Source organism: Peribacillus sp. NPDC097284 (genome assembly GCF_044761765.1).
GTDB lineage: Bacteria > Bacillota > Bacilli > Bacillales > DSM-1321 > Peribacillus.
This window is the reverse complement of sequence record NZ_JBIWCZ010000006.1, coordinates 127,440-144,352: the sequence shown is the minus strand read 5'-3', so window position 1 is coordinate 144,352 and position 16,913 is coordinate 127,440. Positions and strand designations below refer to the sequence as shown.

At 43.2% G+C, this 16,913-nt stretch carries 19 protein-coding genes; 13 read left to right on the top strand and 6 right to left on the bottom strand.

What is annotated here, in order from left to right; genetic code table 11:
• Window position 1 precedes the first annotated feature (1 nt).
• The 3 genes from ACIQXU_RS13400 (at window position 2) to ACIQXU_RS13390 (ending at window position 3,000) form a co-directional block, all read left to right on the top strand.
• Window positions 2-1,387, top strand: a complete 1,386-nt coding sequence (locus tag ACIQXU_RS13400) for a bifunctional metallophosphatase/5'-nucleotidase (RefSeq protein WP_402954361.1) — start codon at window positions 2-4, stop codon at window positions 1,385-1,387.
• Window positions 1,388-1,447: 60 nt separating this feature from the next.
• Window positions 1,448-1,750 (top strand): YunC family protein, encoded by a 303-nt coding sequence (locus ACIQXU_RS13395; RefSeq protein ID WP_402870974.1) that lies wholly within the window; start codon window positions 1,448-1,450, stop codon window positions 1,748-1,750.
• Between the two features lie 143 nt (window positions 1,751-1,893).
• On the top strand, window positions 1,894-3,000 hold the full coding sequence (locus tag ACIQXU_RS13390; protein WP_402990012.1) for an HD-GYP domain-containing protein: 1,107 nt from the start codon (window positions 1,894-1,896) through the stop codon (window positions 2,998-3,000).
• A 14-nt stretch (window positions 3,001-3,014) separates the two neighbouring features.
• On the opposite strand, the gene yunB is transcribed toward ACIQXU_RS13390, so the two are convergent.
• On the bottom strand, window positions 3,015-3,773 hold the full coding sequence (yunB, locus tag ACIQXU_RS13385) for a sporulation protein YunB (RefSeq protein ID WP_402954355.1): 759 nt from the start codon (window positions 3,771-3,773) through the stop codon (window positions 3,015-3,017).
• A 90-nt stretch (window positions 3,774-3,863) separates the two neighbouring features.
• On the bottom strand, window positions 3,864-4,838 hold the full coding sequence (locus ACIQXU_RS13380) for a M23 family metallopeptidase (RefSeq protein ID WP_402990080.1): 975 nt from the start codon (window positions 4,836-4,838) through the stop codon (window positions 3,864-3,866).
• 225 nt (window positions 4,839-5,063) lie between these two features.
• Between ACIQXU_RS13380 and lipA the strand changes: the two genes are divergently transcribed.
• On the top strand, window positions 5,064-5,978 hold the full coding sequence (gene lipA, locus ACIQXU_RS13375) for a lipoyl synthase (RefSeq protein ID WP_402870983.1): 915 nt from the start codon (window positions 5,064-5,066) through the stop codon (window positions 5,976-5,978).
• A 48-nt stretch (window positions 5,979-6,026) separates the two neighbouring features.
• Here lipA and ACIQXU_RS13370 read toward each other — a convergent pair whose 3' ends face one another.
• Entirely contained in the window at window positions 6,027-6,680 is a 654-nt protein-coding gene (locus ACIQXU_RS13370) for a YhcN/YlaJ family sporulation lipoprotein (RefSeq protein ID WP_402871337.1), read from the bottom strand.
• Between the two features lie 123 nt (window positions 6,681-6,803).
• Between ACIQXU_RS13370 and ACIQXU_RS13365 the strand changes: the two genes are divergently transcribed.
• Entirely contained in the window at window positions 6,804-7,079 is a 276-nt protein-coding gene (locus tag ACIQXU_RS13365; RefSeq protein ID WP_230159383.1) for a YutD family protein, read from the top strand.
• Window positions 7,080-7,120: 41 nt separating this feature from the next.
• Here ACIQXU_RS13365 and ACIQXU_RS13360 read toward each other — a convergent pair whose 3' ends face one another.
• Both ACIQXU_RS13360 and ACIQXU_RS13355 read right to left on the bottom strand, forming a co-directional pair.
• Window positions 7,121-7,414 carry a cytosolic protein gene (locus ACIQXU_RS13360; protein ID WP_402870984.1) on the bottom strand — a complete coding sequence of 98 codons (294 nt, stop codon included), beginning with the start codon at window positions 7,412-7,414 and terminating at the stop codon, window positions 7,121-7,123.
• Between the two features lie 66 nt (window positions 7,415-7,480).
• The gene (locus ACIQXU_RS13355) at window positions 7,481-7,747 is read right to left on the bottom strand and encodes a DUF3055 domain-containing protein (protein ID WP_402871339.1); all 267 of its coding nucleotides are present in this window, start codon (window positions 7,745-7,747) and stop codon (window positions 7,481-7,483) included.
• Between the two features lie 229 nt (window positions 7,748-7,976).
• Here ACIQXU_RS13355 and ACIQXU_RS13350 point away from each other — a divergent pair, with 229 nt between their 5' ends.
• From ACIQXU_RS13350 to ACIQXU_RS13340, 3 genes are read left to right on the top strand one after another with little or no spacing between them, the layout of a single operon-like run.
• A complete protein-coding gene (locus tag ACIQXU_RS13350; protein ID WP_402990008.1) occupies window positions 7,977-9,275 on the top strand; it encodes an EAL domain-containing protein in 1,299 nt (432 codons plus the stop codon).
• A gap of 22 nt (window positions 9,276-9,297) precedes the next feature.
• On the top strand, window positions 9,298-9,735 hold the full coding sequence (locus ACIQXU_RS13345; RefSeq protein WP_402870987.1) for a DUF86 domain-containing protein: 438 nt from the start codon (window positions 9,298-9,300) through the stop codon (window positions 9,733-9,735).
• Window positions 9,736-9,759: 24 nt separating this feature from the next.
• A complete protein-coding gene (locus tag ACIQXU_RS13340; protein WP_402954349.1) occupies window positions 9,760-10,527 on the top strand; it encodes a TIGR01457 family HAD-type hydrolase in 768 nt (255 codons plus the stop codon).
• 81 nt (window positions 10,528-10,608) lie between these two features.
• Here ACIQXU_RS13340 and ACIQXU_RS13335 read toward each other — a convergent pair whose 3' ends face one another.
• Window positions 10,609-11,106 carry a phosphatidylglycerophosphatase A family protein gene (locus tag ACIQXU_RS13335; RefSeq protein ID WP_402870991.1) on the bottom strand — a complete coding sequence of 166 codons (498 nt, stop codon included), beginning with the start codon at window positions 11,104-11,106 and terminating at the stop codon, window positions 10,609-10,611.
• 150 nt (window positions 11,107-11,256) lie between these two features.
• Here ACIQXU_RS13335 and yutH point away from each other — a divergent pair, with 150 nt between their 5' ends.
• From yutH to thrB, 5 genes are all read left to right on the top strand, one after another.
• Window positions 11,257-12,258, top strand: a complete 1,002-nt coding sequence (yutH, locus tag ACIQXU_RS13330) for a spore coat putative kinase YutH (RefSeq protein ID WP_402990005.1) — start codon at window positions 11,257-11,259, stop codon at window positions 12,256-12,258.
• A 119-nt stretch (window positions 12,259-12,377) separates the two neighbouring features.
• Entirely contained in the window at window positions 12,378-13,295 is a 918-nt protein-coding gene (locus ACIQXU_RS13325) for a L,D-transpeptidase family protein (protein WP_402870997.1), read from the top strand.
• Window positions 13,296-13,472: 177 nt separating this feature from the next.
• Entirely contained in the window at window positions 13,473-14,771 is a 1,299-nt protein-coding gene (locus tag ACIQXU_RS13320) for a homoserine dehydrogenase (protein ID WP_402871000.1), read from the top strand.
• Complete coding sequence (thrC, locus tag ACIQXU_RS13315; protein WP_402871001.1) at window positions 14,768-15,829, top strand: threonine synthase; 1,062 nt, start codon at window positions 14,768-14,770, stop codon at window positions 15,827-15,829. Before ACIQXU_RS13320 ends, thrC begins: the two co-directional genes overlap by 4 nt.
• Complete coding sequence (gene thrB / locus ACIQXU_RS13310) at window positions 15,826-16,770, top strand: homoserine kinase (protein ID WP_402871003.1); 945 nt, start codon at window positions 15,826-15,828, stop codon at window positions 16,768-16,770. Before thrC ends, thrB begins: the two co-directional genes overlap by 4 nt.
• Window positions 16,771-16,913 lie beyond the last annotated feature (143 nt).

Below are 16,913 nucleotides of genomic sequence, written 5' to 3'. Positions count from 1 at the left end.
GATGTCAGAAATCATACATCTATATCACACCAATGATTTTCACAGTCATTTTGAAAATTGGCCTCGTATTGATAAGTTTCTTAAAGAAAGAAGACAACTTCATCAAGAAACGGGAGAGGAAGCGGTCATACTAGATATAGGAGACCATGTCGACCGCTGGCACCCATTCTCAGAAGGTACGATGGGTAAGGGGAATATTGACCTTCTGAACGAAGCGGGTTATCAATATGTAACAATCGGCAATAACGAAGGCATTACATTGCCTCATGAAGCGTTGGATACTTTGTATAATAAAGCTCATTTCAAGGTATTGGCAGCGAATATCTATTACCTGAACGATACTAGGCCCCAATGGGCGCTTCCTTACTGGATACATACCACGAAAAAAGGTACAAAGCTTGGCATGATCGGGCTGACCGCCTTTTTCCAAAAGTTTTATCGTGCATTGGATTGGCATATTGCCGATCCATTTGCGGAATTACAAAAACAGATAGAAAAGATCAAGGAAATGGCAGATGTAGTGATCGTTCTTTCTCATCTGGGCATACATGATGACGAAAGAATGGCAGAAGACTTTCCGGAAATAGATATCATTCTTGGTGCTCACACCCATCATATTCTTCATCAAGGAAAACTCGTCAACCAAGCATTACTTTGTGGTGCGGGAAAATATGGGTTTTATATTGGTCAAGTGGAATTGACCCTTAATGACAAAAAAGAAGTAATCAAGAAGACGGCCATGCTCTACGATACCAACGACCTTCCCGAATTGGAGGGCGAGCGGAGCTGGATTGAAGATATGAACCAAGTCGGGAGGGATGCTCTCAAACAAGTTGTCCTATCCTTACCTGAACCTTTGGAGAATGATTGGTTTAAAGTGTCGCCGCTTACGAAGATTCTAGGTGAAGCGTTACGAGAGTGGAGCGAAGCGGACTGTTCCTTTGTGAATGCTGGGCTGTTATTGGAAGGCTTGCCACAAGGTCCCGTCTCCAAAGGGGATATTCACCAGATCTGTCCCCATCCGATCAATCCGTGCATCGTTGAAGTGAATGGCCGGGAATTGAAGGAAATCCTCATGCTTTCCCGAAATGAGGAGTGGCCCCATATCCAGGTGAAGGGCTTCGGATTCCGAGGAAAGATCATGGGAGTCATGCACTATGATCAAATAGAATTTAAACGGACGAAAAACGGAATCGTTAAAGAAATCAGCGTGAAAGGTACAAAGATTCAACCGGATCAAACCTATAAACTGGCCCTACCAGATATGTTTACGTTCGGGCACTTCTTCCCAAGCATTCAGCGCTCCAAACAAAAGGAGTACTTAATGCCAGAATTTTTACGTGATATCCTTTTATGGAAGTTGAAAAAAATGTATCCCGACAACTAGGTATATATCACGGTTCCTCCCTCTTTTTCATAATATATGAGAAAGAGGGGGCGAAACCAATTGATTAACATGATGCCAATAATGATCGATAGCAAAACATTCTTAGCCATCTCCGTCCAACTGCCCAAAACCAATTTGCTTGCCGTAGCATCCGAAAAGGGATATATCATGTGCGGAGCATTAGACGTCGGTCTTTTGAATGAAACGTTAAAGGACCGGAAAATCCTTGCAGGAAGGGCTATAGGCGTTAAAACGATAGAAGAGTTACTGGATGCACCTCTCGAAACCGTTACGTGGGAGGCTGAAGAAAAGGGCATTTACCGGGGAATGATTGGAAGGAAGGCATTAATGAAAATGATTTAACCATAAAGGCTTTCCTTTAAATAGAGGGAGCCTTATTTTTAATTGAAAAAAATAAATATGTTTCAGGTTGAATTTCCACAAATATAGCCGATATTTCCTATAAGGAACTATTTAAAATTTTGAATCTGAAACGGAGTATTAGTATGAGGCTATCCATTACAGCGTCGCTTAATCCGGGAGAGCGGCTCGGTATGAACATCTATAATGAGCAGGGCAACATCCTTTTGAGCGAGGGGCTAACATTGACACAAAAAATGATCAATCGATTGGTTGCCCTTAATATTCCCTTTGTTTATATTCAAGATTCTAGAACGGATGACATCATGCCAAAGCCACCGATTTCTGGGGAACTAAGGCGAGAGGCCCTTCAAACGATAGAAGCCACTTTTCTGGAAATCAAAAATGGCGTCAAGGTGAATAGTGCATTTACCATCGAGAAGGCCGCGTTGAAATTCACCCATCTCGTACGAAGTATCATGGAAGAGTTGAAAAACAGCAACGAATTGCTGACTTTACTGGCTGACGTCTATACATATGATGATTATATTTTTACTCATTCCTTTAATGTGACGCTATACACACTTGCTTTAGGTATGGAATTGAAGCTAGAAAAAAAACAGTTAGAAGTTCTTGGGCTGGGCGCCATTCTACACGATGTCGGCAAGATGCTTGTACCAGTGGATATCTTGAGAAAGCCGGGTAAGCTAACCGAGGAAGAGTTTGAGCAAATTCAAAAGCATCCCGAGTATGGATTTCATTTAATTAAAAACGTATATACGGTTTCACTCATCGTCGCGAATTGCGCCTATCAACACCATGAAAGGCTGGATGGGTCTGGATATCCCCGTGGGGTCAGGGGGGACGAAATTCATTATTACGGTAAAATCATTGCGGTCGCCGATGTATTCGATGCGGTTACATCTAATCGCGTTTACCGCAAGGCGATGCTTCCCCATGAGGGCTTGGAAATCTTATATGCAGGTGCAGGGAAAAAGTTCGACAAACAGATAATCGAGGCTTTTCGCCGGGCGGTGGCCATTTATCCTAACGGATTAACTGTGGAACTGAATGATGGGAGAAAAGGAATCGTCTCTTCCCAAAACGAGGGAATAGGGGATCGACCCGTTGTACGTATCCTTGAGGAACCTAACCATAAAGTAGTGCATCCATATGAGGTGGATTTACGGACAGACCTCCATTTGCTGATAAAGGAGTGCCTGAATATACAAGAAAACAGCTTAACCTTATAAGGGCAAGCTGTTTTTTACTTCTTATCTTCCTTCTCGTCCTTCATGATGGCAGGAGCGACCGTGCCGCTTCCGTTGCTATAATAACTTGGGACATCCCCCTGCATCAAAATGCTGCCAACCTTCACTTCCTGGCTGACTTTGGTTTCTTTTGTGAATGAGGGGATGACAATCTGGATATTGACATTGAAATCGACGGCCATTTCGTAATACACATTATTGATGCCGGCGTTTGTGAGTTTGGTTTTTAAATCCGACTGGACATTCCCGATGACGGACATTTTCACGGGAATCTTGGGTCCATAATTGGAAAGAAGGCTATTTCCGGTTACCACCCCTAAGGGGACATAATACACCACCGTTTTATATTGTTCATCATTAAGTTTGGCTGGTTCCTTTTTGTTGAAGGGATTTCCCTTTTTAATTCCGAGATTATTTTGAATATCCTTTGTGATGTTGGAACGTAATTCATTATAGATCCCAGGGTTAAAGCTGTAGGAGGGGTTGGCATCGTCATTTTTGTTGGTGACGATGATCTTTTCCATATCGACTTTAGAGATATTGTCATCAACAGCTTCGTGAATGGTCTCGGTTGCAATCCGCTTGATTTCATTTTCTGCCACTTTCATGATGACCGGTTCAATTTCCTTATCAACGTAACGAAGCGTCAGGATGCTTGATAGGATAAAAAGGATGAATGAATAAAGAAAAACCTTTCTGGTAGGAAGAGGTCCTTTTTTGCGGAACTTTTTTGGGCGGAATCTTTTTCGAAACACACTTTAGCCCCCTTTACTAATACTTATGCATAAAGTTCGGGGGTTTATGTTCGTTATATAACAAAAAGCAGCGAAGGAACCCAACGCCGCTCATCTGGTTTTTTTTGCTAAATCCTTTCGTTCCCACATTTTCAAATAAGGATAGGGATCAAAACTCCACTCGGTGATTCCATTATCTTTATACATCCCATAATGGAGATGAGGCGGGAATTTTCCGGATGTCCCGGGCGGTCCGTAACCCGTACTGCCCACACCACCGATGACCTGACCAGGCTCGACGATTTGTCCCACCTTCAAACCTTCAGAAAAACCGCTTAAATGGGCGAAGTAATGGTACGTATTGTTTAGGTCACGTATGCCAATCCGCCACCCTCCATATTTATTCCACCCCTTCATTTCAATGATCCCATAACACGTAGAACGGACGGGAAGGCTATAGTCCGCGAATATATCCGTTCCTTCATGAATCCTTCGGCCTCCCCATCCTCGAGCACTCCCCCATGTATTTAAATACGTATAATGAGTCCGTACGGGTACAGGGAAGGCTTTTTCCTGTAAATCCAGCCTGCCATACTTTTTGTAGATATGGGCGTGGCCGATGATGATGCTGACTGTCTTGTCCCTTTTATAATAATCAAATAGTCCAATCCGGATATTATCTTCATCTGTGCCGTAATACAGGAGATGCTTGGCAAAGGCATATAAACGGTCGGTGTCGTTTTCCAGTTCCGCTTTTCCGTCCCCGTTGCCATCCTGCCCCAATCCATCGAAGAAAGAGATGGAAAGCGGGTTTGAGTCGGTGAGGTTAGGATTGAGGGCCCCTCTCCACCTCGAAGGCTCCATGTGGATCCCTATCAGGCCCTTGGCCGGTTCCAAATCGTTCCGGGAAAGTCGCAGGCTATGTTCGTATTGGTCGGCTCCTGCAAGGTAATACCAAGGAATCTGCAAGGTGGCCTCCATGTTTTTATATAGTTCCATCCTCCCTTGATAGGGATCCGGGGTTTCGGCTGCCGATACTGATGGAATATGGGTATTCAAACAAAACAAACAGGCGATGAAGAAAATTAATCCCTTTTTCAAAGAGGCAGCTCCTTTCGTAGACAATTCATATTCATCCTTTCGTGTAGCTGGACATCGAGCCTAAATGCTTTTCTTTCTGCTTCTTCTATAGTTTTACTGATTTAGCTTTAAACATGAAAAATAAATAATGGTAAACCTCCTATAACTTGTATATTTGCGTTATTATTGTTAAAGTAGGGTGTCATAATTTCTCAGAATGGAGTGACTTTCTTGTCTACTACTAATAAAGAAATTCTTCGTAAACCAGACTGGCTGAAAATTAAATTAAATACAAATGAAAATTATATGGGTCTGAAAAATATGATGAGGGAAAAAAATCTTCATACCGTTTGTGAAGAGGCAAAATGTCCGAATATCCATGAATGCTGGGCGGTTAGACGGACAGCCACATTCATGATTTTAGGTGAAATTTGCACGAGGGCTTGCCGGTTTTGTGCAGTCCAGACAGGCCTTCCCAATGAATTGGATTGGGCCGAACCTGAACGTGTAGCGGATTCCGTCGTGTTAATGAATCTCAAGCATGTGGTGATTACGGCCGTGGCCCGTGATGATTTAAAGGATGGGGGCGCCGCTGTTTTTGCTGAAACAGTCCGGGCTATCCGGCGTAAGAATCCGTTTACATCCATTGAAGTCCTACCTTCTGACATGGGTGGCGAATACGACAATATTAAGATGTTGATGGATGCTAAGCCTGATATCCTGAACCATAATATCGAGACGGTAAGAAGCCTTTCCGATAAAGTACGGGCTAAAGCGAAATATGAGCGATCATTGGAGCTATTAAAAAGGGCAAAAGAATTACAGCCGGAAATACCGACAAAATCCAGTTTAATGGTAGGGCTAGGGGAGACGCGTGAAGAAATCCTTGAAACCATGGATGACCTTAGAGCACATCATGTGGATATCATGACGATCGGCCAGTATTTACAACCGACGAAAAAGCATTTAAGGGTGTTGAAATACTATACACCGGAAGAGTTTGCGGAATTAAAGGAAAGGGCTTTGGAAAAGGGGTTCAGCCATTGTGAATCCGGCCCGCTCGTCCGTTCTTCCTACCATGCAGATGAACAGGTGAATGCTGCGGCCAAGCATAAACATAGTAAAGGTGAGGAGTTACTGAAATAAAAAGGAAAGGACCGATTCTTATTCGGTCCTTTCTTCGGTTCATGCTAGTTAATCCATGGTCTTTTGACGAATGTTATCATGACGATCTCTTTTGTCATTCATCATTTCGCCATTTTCATTTTCTACATTACTCATCTTATAGCCTTGAGGGGACTTGAGCATATTTTTGATGGTTTGTTCAATTGTATAATCCATTCCTTGACTGCCAGAACCCAGTGTGGCGAAGTTCTCGATATCCTGTGCGTGTGTTTGGTCGTCACTTACATATACATGATAGTAACGGGGTACGACGCCCATGGCAGTACGTTTCACCTGGTCAGCCGTTTCAGTCCGGTTTTTTGAATCCGTATCATAAACGACTAGTACTTCCTCATCCGTGACGAGTGTAGCGACGTCATTGACATTTGGTAGCTGAACGCTTAGTGTTGAAATCATATCAGCTAGCTGTTCGCGATCGATGGAGGCCGTTTTATTGTCGATGTTTCTTCCATCAACGGTCGTTTTATTCGTACGGGTAAAGCCGAAATCGTCACGATTGGTGTCTTGATTACGATTATCCTCGTCATAATACTTCGACGGGTTATTTACATTTTGTGGGTCACCTGCACCCCTGTCATTATTCATCAAACCGTTGCTTTGATCTTGATTGCCCGAGCAGCCCGTTAGAGCAATAATTGAGCTTAAACCTACCGTTAGGATCATTTTTTTCAACGGAAACACCCCCTTGTCTAATAGGGTGAACATATTTCTTGATTTTTCGCTTAGTAATTAATGGGGAATCAGTTATAATTTAAAGAAGGAATGCATTTTAAAGAGGTGAAACGTATGATCAACATCAATAACCTGACGTATGAAATCATTGAAGACGAAAGAGAAGGCTATAATGAAGAAGCATTTAAAGCGAGATACAGTGAGATATTAACGAAGTATGATTATATTGTCGGGGATTGGGGTTACGGTCAATTGAGACTCCGCGGTTTTTTCGATGACACTAATCAGAAAGCCACCTTTGACACGAAAATTAGCACGCTCAGTGAATATCTATATGAATACTGTAATTTTGGTTGCCCGTATTTCGTCGTAAAGAAAATCAAAAAGTAAAAAGAGCCAGAATGGATTCTGGCCTTTTTCATTTTTCTCGATCACGAGTTTCCGTATCCTTTATATGGAGGTTGAATATGTTTTTCCGGGTCATCATGAGTAGGATGAGCACCGGGATACTTCCGCTGTAGGTTTTCATGAAGTGATTTATTTTCATAATTGAATGCACTCTGATAACGTTGTCCTTCCAGCCACGGCGTGGTTTTATTCTCAACGGGAGCATCCTGATTAATGGGCGATCCGAACGGTCCCTCTGGAAACTCTTCTGGAATTAGAAAGTCCTGTTGTTTTTGCACGGTTGAAAAATCGTGGTATGTTTCCTCTTTTTTATCCAAGGCAATCCCTCCTCATGTACTCCATACATTCAGTAGGTTACCCTCTTTTAAGAAAAAACGGCGCACTTAGATGATTTCCATTAAAAAGTGGGTAAGTTCCTCCGCTTCCGCTTCTGTCAGTGAAAATGCATGTTCAAGATAGCCTTCCTCTTCCAAATCATCCGGCCCGATAATGGCAAAACGATTGCTCTGCATATTCAGCACAAGTTTTTTTCCATAAAAACGGTCGGTCATCGTAATGGCAAAATCATATCTGGATTCCTCTCCCATAAAACTAATGAACCTGGTTTTCGTATCAACTAAATCATTGTATAAATAAAAACGATCTTCCACAGTATCACACCTTTCCCCTTGCCTGCAATTGGTAGTACCATCATCATAACAAAACGGCTGCCATAGGGAAACAGACATTTTTGTCGCCTGCCAAGTTGCCGTTTCTTCAAGAAATGAGTATTTAGTATGAAGTTTCTGATAAAACGACAAAATTTTTCTGTTTTAAGCTAAAAAAATCCCTATTTATGTTAGAATATAGGAAAAATAACCCGGAATAGAGGAAGATTCTATGACATCGTTAAAGGGTAAAGGGTATATATTACTAGGAAAATGGTTCAAGGTATTTTCCTCATCAGCCAAACTTCGGTTCTACCCGCCACAGTTCGCCCTAAGAAAGCCAGTGGTTCGGGCGGTGGAAGCGGCTATTTCCCATGATTATGAAGTGGCAGTCATAGTTTTTAACGTAAAAGAATTACTCGAACTTAAAGAAAAGGGCCAGCACGAAGAACTTCCCCAGTTCATTACCAGTTTGAAACAGGCATTTAAAAAGGTTGTAATAGATAAAGTACGGGAAGAAAACCTATTGACGATACATGACTATTATTCAGACGGCATTACTCTCCTAATGAACATAAAAGGGTCGTCGAAATCATTGATCTATATGGATGAATTAATCCGTTCCATTTCCAGGGAAGTGAAAGAAAGGTTGCTTAGTGTTAACCCTGAACAACCGGTCACTTTAAACACAGGATACATGTTCGTGGAGCATAAGTATTATTCGATTGAGGGAGCCCTTGATAAAGCGCATAGGCAAGCGGTCACCATGGCAGAAGCTGAATCACCGATGAATGAAATGCGGGAATCGATTAATCAAATTATCGAGAATGGGAATATTAACTTACTGGCACAACCCATTTTTGATGTGGCGACCAATCAAATCAAGGCATATGAAGTGCTGACCCGTGGCCCGCGTGGTACAGAGCTCGAGAACCCATTGGCGCTTTTCGCAGTGGCCAGGCAGACGGGGCGGTTATATGATTTGGAGAAAATCGTTTTGGAAAAGTCCTTCAGACAGATTTCCGAGAATGAGTCCCCTCAGAATGTGTTTATCAATTTCACCCCGGTAACGCTCAGTGATCCCCGGTTCGTAAATGAAGTAAAGGATATGCTCAAGAAATACAAAGGTGTGCATGCTAATCAGATCGTCATGGAAATTACCGAAAGAGACCCGATTCTAAATATAGAAGAATTCATTGAAAGCATTAGAGGGTTACGTGAATTGGGGTTCCGTCTAGCAGTGGATGATACGGGAGTAGGATACTCAAGTCTCTACGCGATCATAGAAATCATGCCGGAGATTATAAAAATCGATCGATCGGTCATCGAGAATATCGATCATAATGCCGTGAAAGAAACGATGTTAAAAGGACTTTTACTGATTGCCAAGGAGACAGGATCCGTTGTCGTGGCAGAAGGAATTGAGAGTATAGGAGAAGCTATGGTATTATCAAGGAATAGGGTTGATTTGGCGCAGGGGTATTACTACGCTAGACCTTCAACTGTAGATAAAATTTCTATATCATCTTAAGAATCAGAAAGGATCTGGGAGTATGTACTTTGTAGACCGACAAAAAATCGGACGGATTTTAGAGTATCTGGAAAAACAATTGGAGCTTTTTGAAGGACAGGAAAGCTGGAACGGGAAACTTATGGAACATAGTGTCGAGAGGATCATTCAAACCTCCATTGATTCCGTTTTGGATGCGGGGAATGCCATGATCGATGGTTTCATTATGCGTGACCCAGGCAGCTATGAAGATATTGTCGATATCCTGCTAGACGAAAAGGTCATTACCGAACCGATTTCCTTACAATTTAAAAAGGCATTGCCATTAAGAAAGATGCTCGTTCAGGACTTCATTGAAGTGGATCATACAGTGCTCCTAACCGTTTTCAAGGAAAACATTGAAGCATTCAAGCAATTCCCTGAGTTAATAAGGAACTATTTATTAAACGAATTGGGCCCAGTTTCAGCATTCAAAAACTAATTTGGTTAAATAGGGGGAATGTGCATGAAGGCGTATAAAGGATATTTAATTGACTTAGATGGCACAATGTACCGTGGCACCGAGCAAATAGCGGAAGCGGCCGGTTTTATAAATGAGTTAAGAAAAAGGGACATCCCTTATTTATTCGTGACCAATAATTCATCCAGGACACCTGAGCAAGTGGCCCAAAAGCTGCGCAGTATCGGAATTGCGACTGACGATGCCCAGGTATTCACGACAAGCATGGCGACGGCAAACTACATTGCTGAACAAAAGGAAAATGCGTCCGTCTATGTCGTGGGTGAAGAAGGCATTACCGAGGCGTTGAGAGAAAAGGGTATGAAACTTGTTGATGAACATCCTGATTTCCTGGTCATGGGCATTGATCGTGGCGTGAATTATGAAAAGTTATCCAAAGCATGCCTTGCTGTCAGAAATGGAGCCGTTTTCATTTCGACGAATGGCGACATCGCCATTCCTACCGAACAGGGTCTTTTACCAGGGAACGGGGCGTTGACTTCTGTCGTTTCCGTTTCTACGCAAGTTCAGCCGATTTTCATCGGTAAACCGGAATCTGTCATCGTTGAGCAGGCCCTTAGGGTATTAGGTGTGCCTAAAGAACAGACAATCATGGTCGGCGATAATTACGATACGGATATTTTGGCAGGGCTTAATGCAGGGATTGATACCTTACTTGTACATACGGGCGTCACGACAAAGGAACGGTTAAAGGAATACGAAAAACAACCGACTTATGTGGTGGATACCCTTGATTTATGGCAGTTTGAATAAAAAAGGATCCAGGTTTGCAGATGCAGACCTGGATCTTTTTTGTTTTAACCTACGTGCTCCTCCCCGCTTTCCATTATGGCGTCATTCCACGTTTTCGACCCTATGTGCGAGCCGGCTGGATGCAGCAGCGGCTATGGCACCGACGATATCATCCAAGAAGGTATGGACCTTGCCGGTGCTTTTATCGTTTAAATATTTTAGGATACCCGGTTTTTGCTTGTCGATAAATCCATAATTGGTGAAGCCAATCGACCCGTATACATTGACTATGGATAAAGCCAATATTTCATCCACACCATATAGTCCTTCATCGATCTCAATGATGCTTTGAAGGGGTTCTTCAAGCAGTTTTTTTTCGGCTAACATATCCAGTTGGATGCCGGTAAGGATCGCATTCTGCACTTCGCGTTTCGAAATGACCCGTTCAACATTGTGGAGGCAGTCTGCCATTTGCAAGTCTTCATGGTAGCTTGATTGTAGATACATGACCAGCTCTGCGATATCCTCCACTTTCACTCCTCGTTCACCAAGCCATTTTCGAGCTGTTTGTTCAGACATTGATTGTTTTATATTAGTCATTTCATCATCCAATCTCCATAGTTATAGGATAAATTTTTCATGCGTGAATTTTCGGTATCGATAGTTATTCAGAAAAGAGCGTATTCCTCATATATATAAGTATATGATGCCCAATTTGTTTGTATCCATTTGATAAGGGAGGAAAACGCTATGATAGAAGAAATCATTTTTAATAATTACGGAATCGAGGTGGAGCGGGAGGAAGCCAATAGCCGGTTTCCTAGCTTTCGTTCCGGGCCTTTCATTTACAGCATCGTGCCATTAGAAGACAGGGAACAAGAGGAATTGGCAGAGCGCCATAGAATGGCTGAGCACATGATTGCCCTAGGAGATCGTCATGTTTCAGCGTTCGTCCTTGCCAATCACGGCAGTTTTGTTTCGGAAGCGGAGGACCAATTATTTATCCTCCTTGCCAATGAGGACTTGGAAGGGCCGAAAAATTTCAATCCGGGACGTCACATAGCAAGGTTCCACCAACGTGGAAGAGCCATAACGGAGACGATTCGATCCTGTTCACGGATTGGCCAATGGAAAGAACTTTGGGAGCAAAGAATCGATCAGCTGGAGAACATTTGGAGGGACAAATTAAAAGCCCATCCGGATAACCCATTCGAAAAAATGTTTGTAGAAACCTTTCCCTATTATATGGTACTAGGTGAGAATGCGATTCAATATTTAGTCGACACGGAAATCGATGATACACCACAACCTATCGACAGCGGTACGGTGTGTTATGAGCGGTTTTTAAATGATACCTGGAAGAACAATAAGTGGATGAAGAATCCGTTTGATTGGGTATTTGACCATGGGACACGGGATGCCGCGGAATGGGTGAGGGAGCATTATTTTCAAAATGTGCATACGCATCAACGGGGCATCACCACCTTTTTTCGTGAATATCAAGGCATTGAACCATTCTCCAGTTTCTCGGCACGCTTACTGTATTCAAGAATGCTGTTTCCCATTCATTACTTTGAGGCAGTTGAAGAGTATTTCTCAAAAGTATCAGAAGCAAGATCGAATGAATTGGAAGATAAGCTGTCCTCCATCACGAATACATCGGAGAAGTATGAGACGTTTCTCAAGCAGTTTTACGATTTGGCCGAAATTCCAGTTAACCACTTTAACCTTCCGAAGATTGATTGGATTTAAAAAAAACTGGAAGAAATATGATACCACCTCATTTACTATGTTATGATAATAATATGATTTTTTAGAATAGTTCGATAAGTGGTTTCAAAACTTGTTCAAGTGGAGAAAGGATGCATGCAATGAAACATGCAATGCTGGCTTTATTGATTGTCCTATTCGTTTTTCCAGCTGCGGTTTCTGCCAAGACAACAATCAAAACCAGCTGTGATGCGACGCAGTTCAAAATTGTACTTAAAACGACAACGGATTTGAAAGAGTCGGCATCGACGGACAGTAAAACAGTAGAGACATATCGGAAAAATAAAGAGTTATCGGTCATTGGGAAGACGCGTAATTGGTATAAGGTTTGCCATTCCAACCATACTGGTTTTATTGCCATGAAAAATGCCAGGGAAGTATTTAGCTCAGGCGAGAAGACCATCCTCAAGAAATTGGATAAGCGGAAAGATATCAGCCAACTCGTAGCCGCCACAGGCAAAACCATGGGTGGGATGAAGGTGACAATCCGAACCTATGAGAAGAAGAAGGGTGAATGGCGGCGAGCCTTAGGCGATATGAAGGGCGTTACCGGGAAGAATGGATTCACGAAGAATAAGAAAGAGGGCGACGGGAAAGCACCTGTCGGGATGTATTCTTTCGGAACGGCCTTTGGAAGCACATCCAAGCCAGATAAAGTGAAGATGGATTACCGGAAAACAACCAAGTATGATTATTGGATCGATGATCCGGCGTCCAAGGACTATAACAAGTGGGTCACGTATAAAGGAAAGAATCCGTATGAGAAATGGAAATCTTTCGAAAGGATGAACCATGAACTTTATAAATATGGAGCCGTCATCAATTATAATAGGAATCCGATCATCAAGGGAAAGGGCAGTGCAATCTTCCTTCATATATGGAGAGGGGAAAACAAGCCAACAGCGGGTTGTACAGCTACTTCCGAGAAGAATGTCCTTAGCTTGCTGAAGTGGATGGATCCCGAGAAGAATCCGCACATAATCATGGGGACGTATGATTCGTTGAACTCTGTGAAATAAATACGAGGTTCGCCCTTAAACGTCGGTTTTTCCTGTCATACCTAGCAAGGACTTCGAAAAAGAATTGAAAACTGTATATTCTAACTATTGATAATTGAACGAATAAAACATATAATGTCTACTATACAAATACAAATGTTTTCTTGGGGAAAACAGATACTTTAAGGGGGAACCAAAATGAAAGCCATCTCGATCGGATTATTGGGGCTGGGCACTGTCGGGTCCGGAGTCGTACAAATCATTGAGAGACATCAAGACAAGCTCATGCACCAAGTAGGTTGCTCAATCACCATTAAGAAGATACTGGTCAAAGATACGTCAAAGGAACGACTCGTATCGGTGGATAACAGTATGCTAACTTCCAATCCGGAGGATATTCTTTCAAACCCTGAAATCGATTTAGTTATTGAAGTGATGGGCGGAATTGAAGAAACGCGTGAATACTTAATCAAAGCCTTGAAAAATAAAAAAAATATCGTAACGGCCAATAAGGACCTGATGGCCCTGTATGGTCCGGAACTTTTGGAGTTAGCCACGGAAAACCAATGTGATTTATTCTATGAAGCAAGCGTGGCCGGGGGCATCCCGATATTGCGCGGTTTAGTTGATGGGTTATCCTCGGACCGGATCACAAAAATGATGGGGATCGTTAATGGAACGACAAATTTCATCCTAACGAAGATGAGCAAAGAAGGAAGGGCTTATGAAGACGTGCTGAAAGAAGCTCAGGAACTGGGTTTTGCCGAGTCCGATCCGACCGCGGATGTAGGTGGACTGGATGCCGCACGGAAAATGGCCATCCTATCGACTCTCGGTTTTTCCATGAATATCGGCTTGCATGATGTCGAAGTGCAGGGGATCACAGAAATAACCGAAGAGGATCTGAGATACAGCCAAAAGCTTGGCTATACCATGAAGCTGATTGGCGTAGCGACTAGAACGGGGGATAGGGTCGAAGTTAGCGTGCAGCCGACTTTGCTTCCGGAGGAACATCCACTAGCTTCTGTAAACAATGAGTATAATGCAGTGTACGTTTATGGTGAAGCAGTGGGGGAAACGATGTTTTACGGCCCTGGGGCAGGTAGCCTGCCAACAGCAACGGCTGTCGTTTCGGATATGGTAACGGTCATCAAGAATATGAGATTGGGCGTGAACGGGAGAAGTGCCGTTTCTCCTCAATACCCGAAACAATTAAAAGATCATACGGAGATTCTGGCTAAGTTCTTCATTCGACTCCATGTACAGGATGAAGTGGGTGTCCTAGCTAGGATCACGAATTTATTCGCGGAGCATGGGGTCGGTTTCGATAAGATCCTACAATTGCCGCTGGATGAAAAAGAGTCCTCGGAAATTGTATTGGTTACCCATAAAGCCCCAATGGCGGCTTTCGATCAAATTAAATACGAATTGAATGATTACAATATGGTAAAAGAAGTGAAAAGCACATACCGTGTAGAAGGAGAGGACAACAAATGAGTTGGCAAGGACTAATTAGCGAATATAGAGAATTTTTACCTGTAAATGAAGATACACCGGCATTATCCCTTTTAGAAGGAAATACACCTTTGATTAAATTGGACCGTTTATCAGAAGAGTGGGGAATTGAGCTCCATGTAAAATACGAAGGAGCCAATCCAACGGGATCATTTAAGGACCGTGGAATGGTCATGGCTGTTGCCAAAGCGATCGAGGCTGGAAGTGATACGATCATCTGTGCATCCACGGGGAATACATCAGCTGCGGCTGCTGCTTATGCGGCGCGTGCCAATATCCGTTGCATTGTTGTCATTCCAGAAGGAAAGATTGCCATGGGTAAATTGGCTCAAGCGGTTATGTATGGAGCAGAGATCATTTCGATTGAAGGCAATTTCGACCAAGCTTTAAAGATCGTCCGGTCCCTTAGCGAACATTCACCTATCACTCTAGTAAACTCAGTTAACCCATATCGGATTGAAGGTCAGAAGACGGCTGCGTTCGAAATTTGTGATGCGCTTGGATCTGCGCCTGATATTTTGGCATTGCCAGTCGGGAATGCGGGGAATATCACCGCGTACTGGAAAGGGTTTAAGGAGTACAATGAAGGAAAACAGACAGGGCTACCTGAAATGAGAGGGTTCGAAGCCGAAGGGGCAGCAGCGATTGTCCGTGATGCGGTCATTGAAAACCCTGAAACGATCGCAACCGCGATACGAATTGGTAATCCTGCCAGCTGGAAGTTTGCTGTGGAAGCGGCAAGTGAATCAAATGGTAAAATTGATGAGGTAACGGATGAGGAAATCCTTGAAGCCTATCACTTCCTGGCTAAAAAGGAAGGCGTATTTGCTGAACCGGCATCATGTGCTTCCATTGCCGGCGTGTATAAACAATTAAAAAGCGGCGAAATCAAAAAAGGAAGCAAAGTTGTGGCTGTCCTTACTGGAAATGGATTGAAGGATCCGAACGTGGCTGTCGATACAAGCACGATTCATCCGACATTACTACCAATGGATGAAAAAATCATTTTAGAACATTTACAAGGTGTGAACCAGGCATGAGTGCGGAATCGGAGATGTTTTTGATCCGTGTGCCAGCAAGTACGGCTAATCTTGGGCCCGGGTTCGATTCAATCGGTCTTGCCCTTGGATTGTACTTGGAGATACACGGATCCCTATCGAATCATTGGGAAGTCATTCCGCTTTCTGAGGAAATGTCCGTTTTCCCGAAAGATGACACGAATTACATCATTCAAATCGCAAAGAAAACGGCGGCATATTATGGGAAAGACCTGTCACCGTGCCGGATTTCCGTTTCTAGTGAAATCCCGCTTGCCAGGGGACTTGGAAGCAGTGCTTCAGCCATCGTAGCCGGGATTGAATTAGCGAATCTAGTCGCTAAACTGAACTTATCCGCTGAGGAAAAAAACAGACATGCCTCTACTTTTGAGGGACACCCGGACAATGCAGGGGCCTCTGTTCATGGTGGGTTGGTCGTCGGTATGCATACGGATGAAAAAACGGATGTTCTTTCATTTCCGATAGAAGGGGTAAACGTCATTGCCGTGATCCCTAACTTTGAATTGCTTACGGAGGATTCAAGGAATGTCCTTCCCGAAACACTTCCGTATAAAGAAGCAATAAGCGGAAGTGCGGCAGCTAATGTGCTACTTGCGGGAATCTTGACGAATAACTGGGATCTTGTCGGTCAAATGATGCAGAAAGATCGGTTTCATCAACCCTATCGCGCTGGCTTAGTGCCGCATTTAGCGGAAATCGAAGAAATTGTACGTCGGGAAGGCGGCTATGGTGCCGCTCTAAGTGGAGCAGGTCCGACCGTCCTCAGCCTAGTGTCTGGCGAAAAAACAGCACAACTGCTAAGAAGTTTGAAGGAAGCATTTCCTGACTTTCAGGTGAAAGAGCTGAGGGTCGACAATGATGGAAGCCAGACGGCGATCCTATCAGAGGAAGAGAAGAAGGAATGGAGCTTTAATAAATCATAGATGTTCATTGCAACAGTAAAAAAGCTGATTCCCTTTAAGCCGTATCAATCAAGGATTGATAGGACTGATAAAGCGGAGTCAGCTTTATTTCTATAGCAGACTAAATATATTTAGTCTGTATGTGTTGTATCTAATATGGTTGA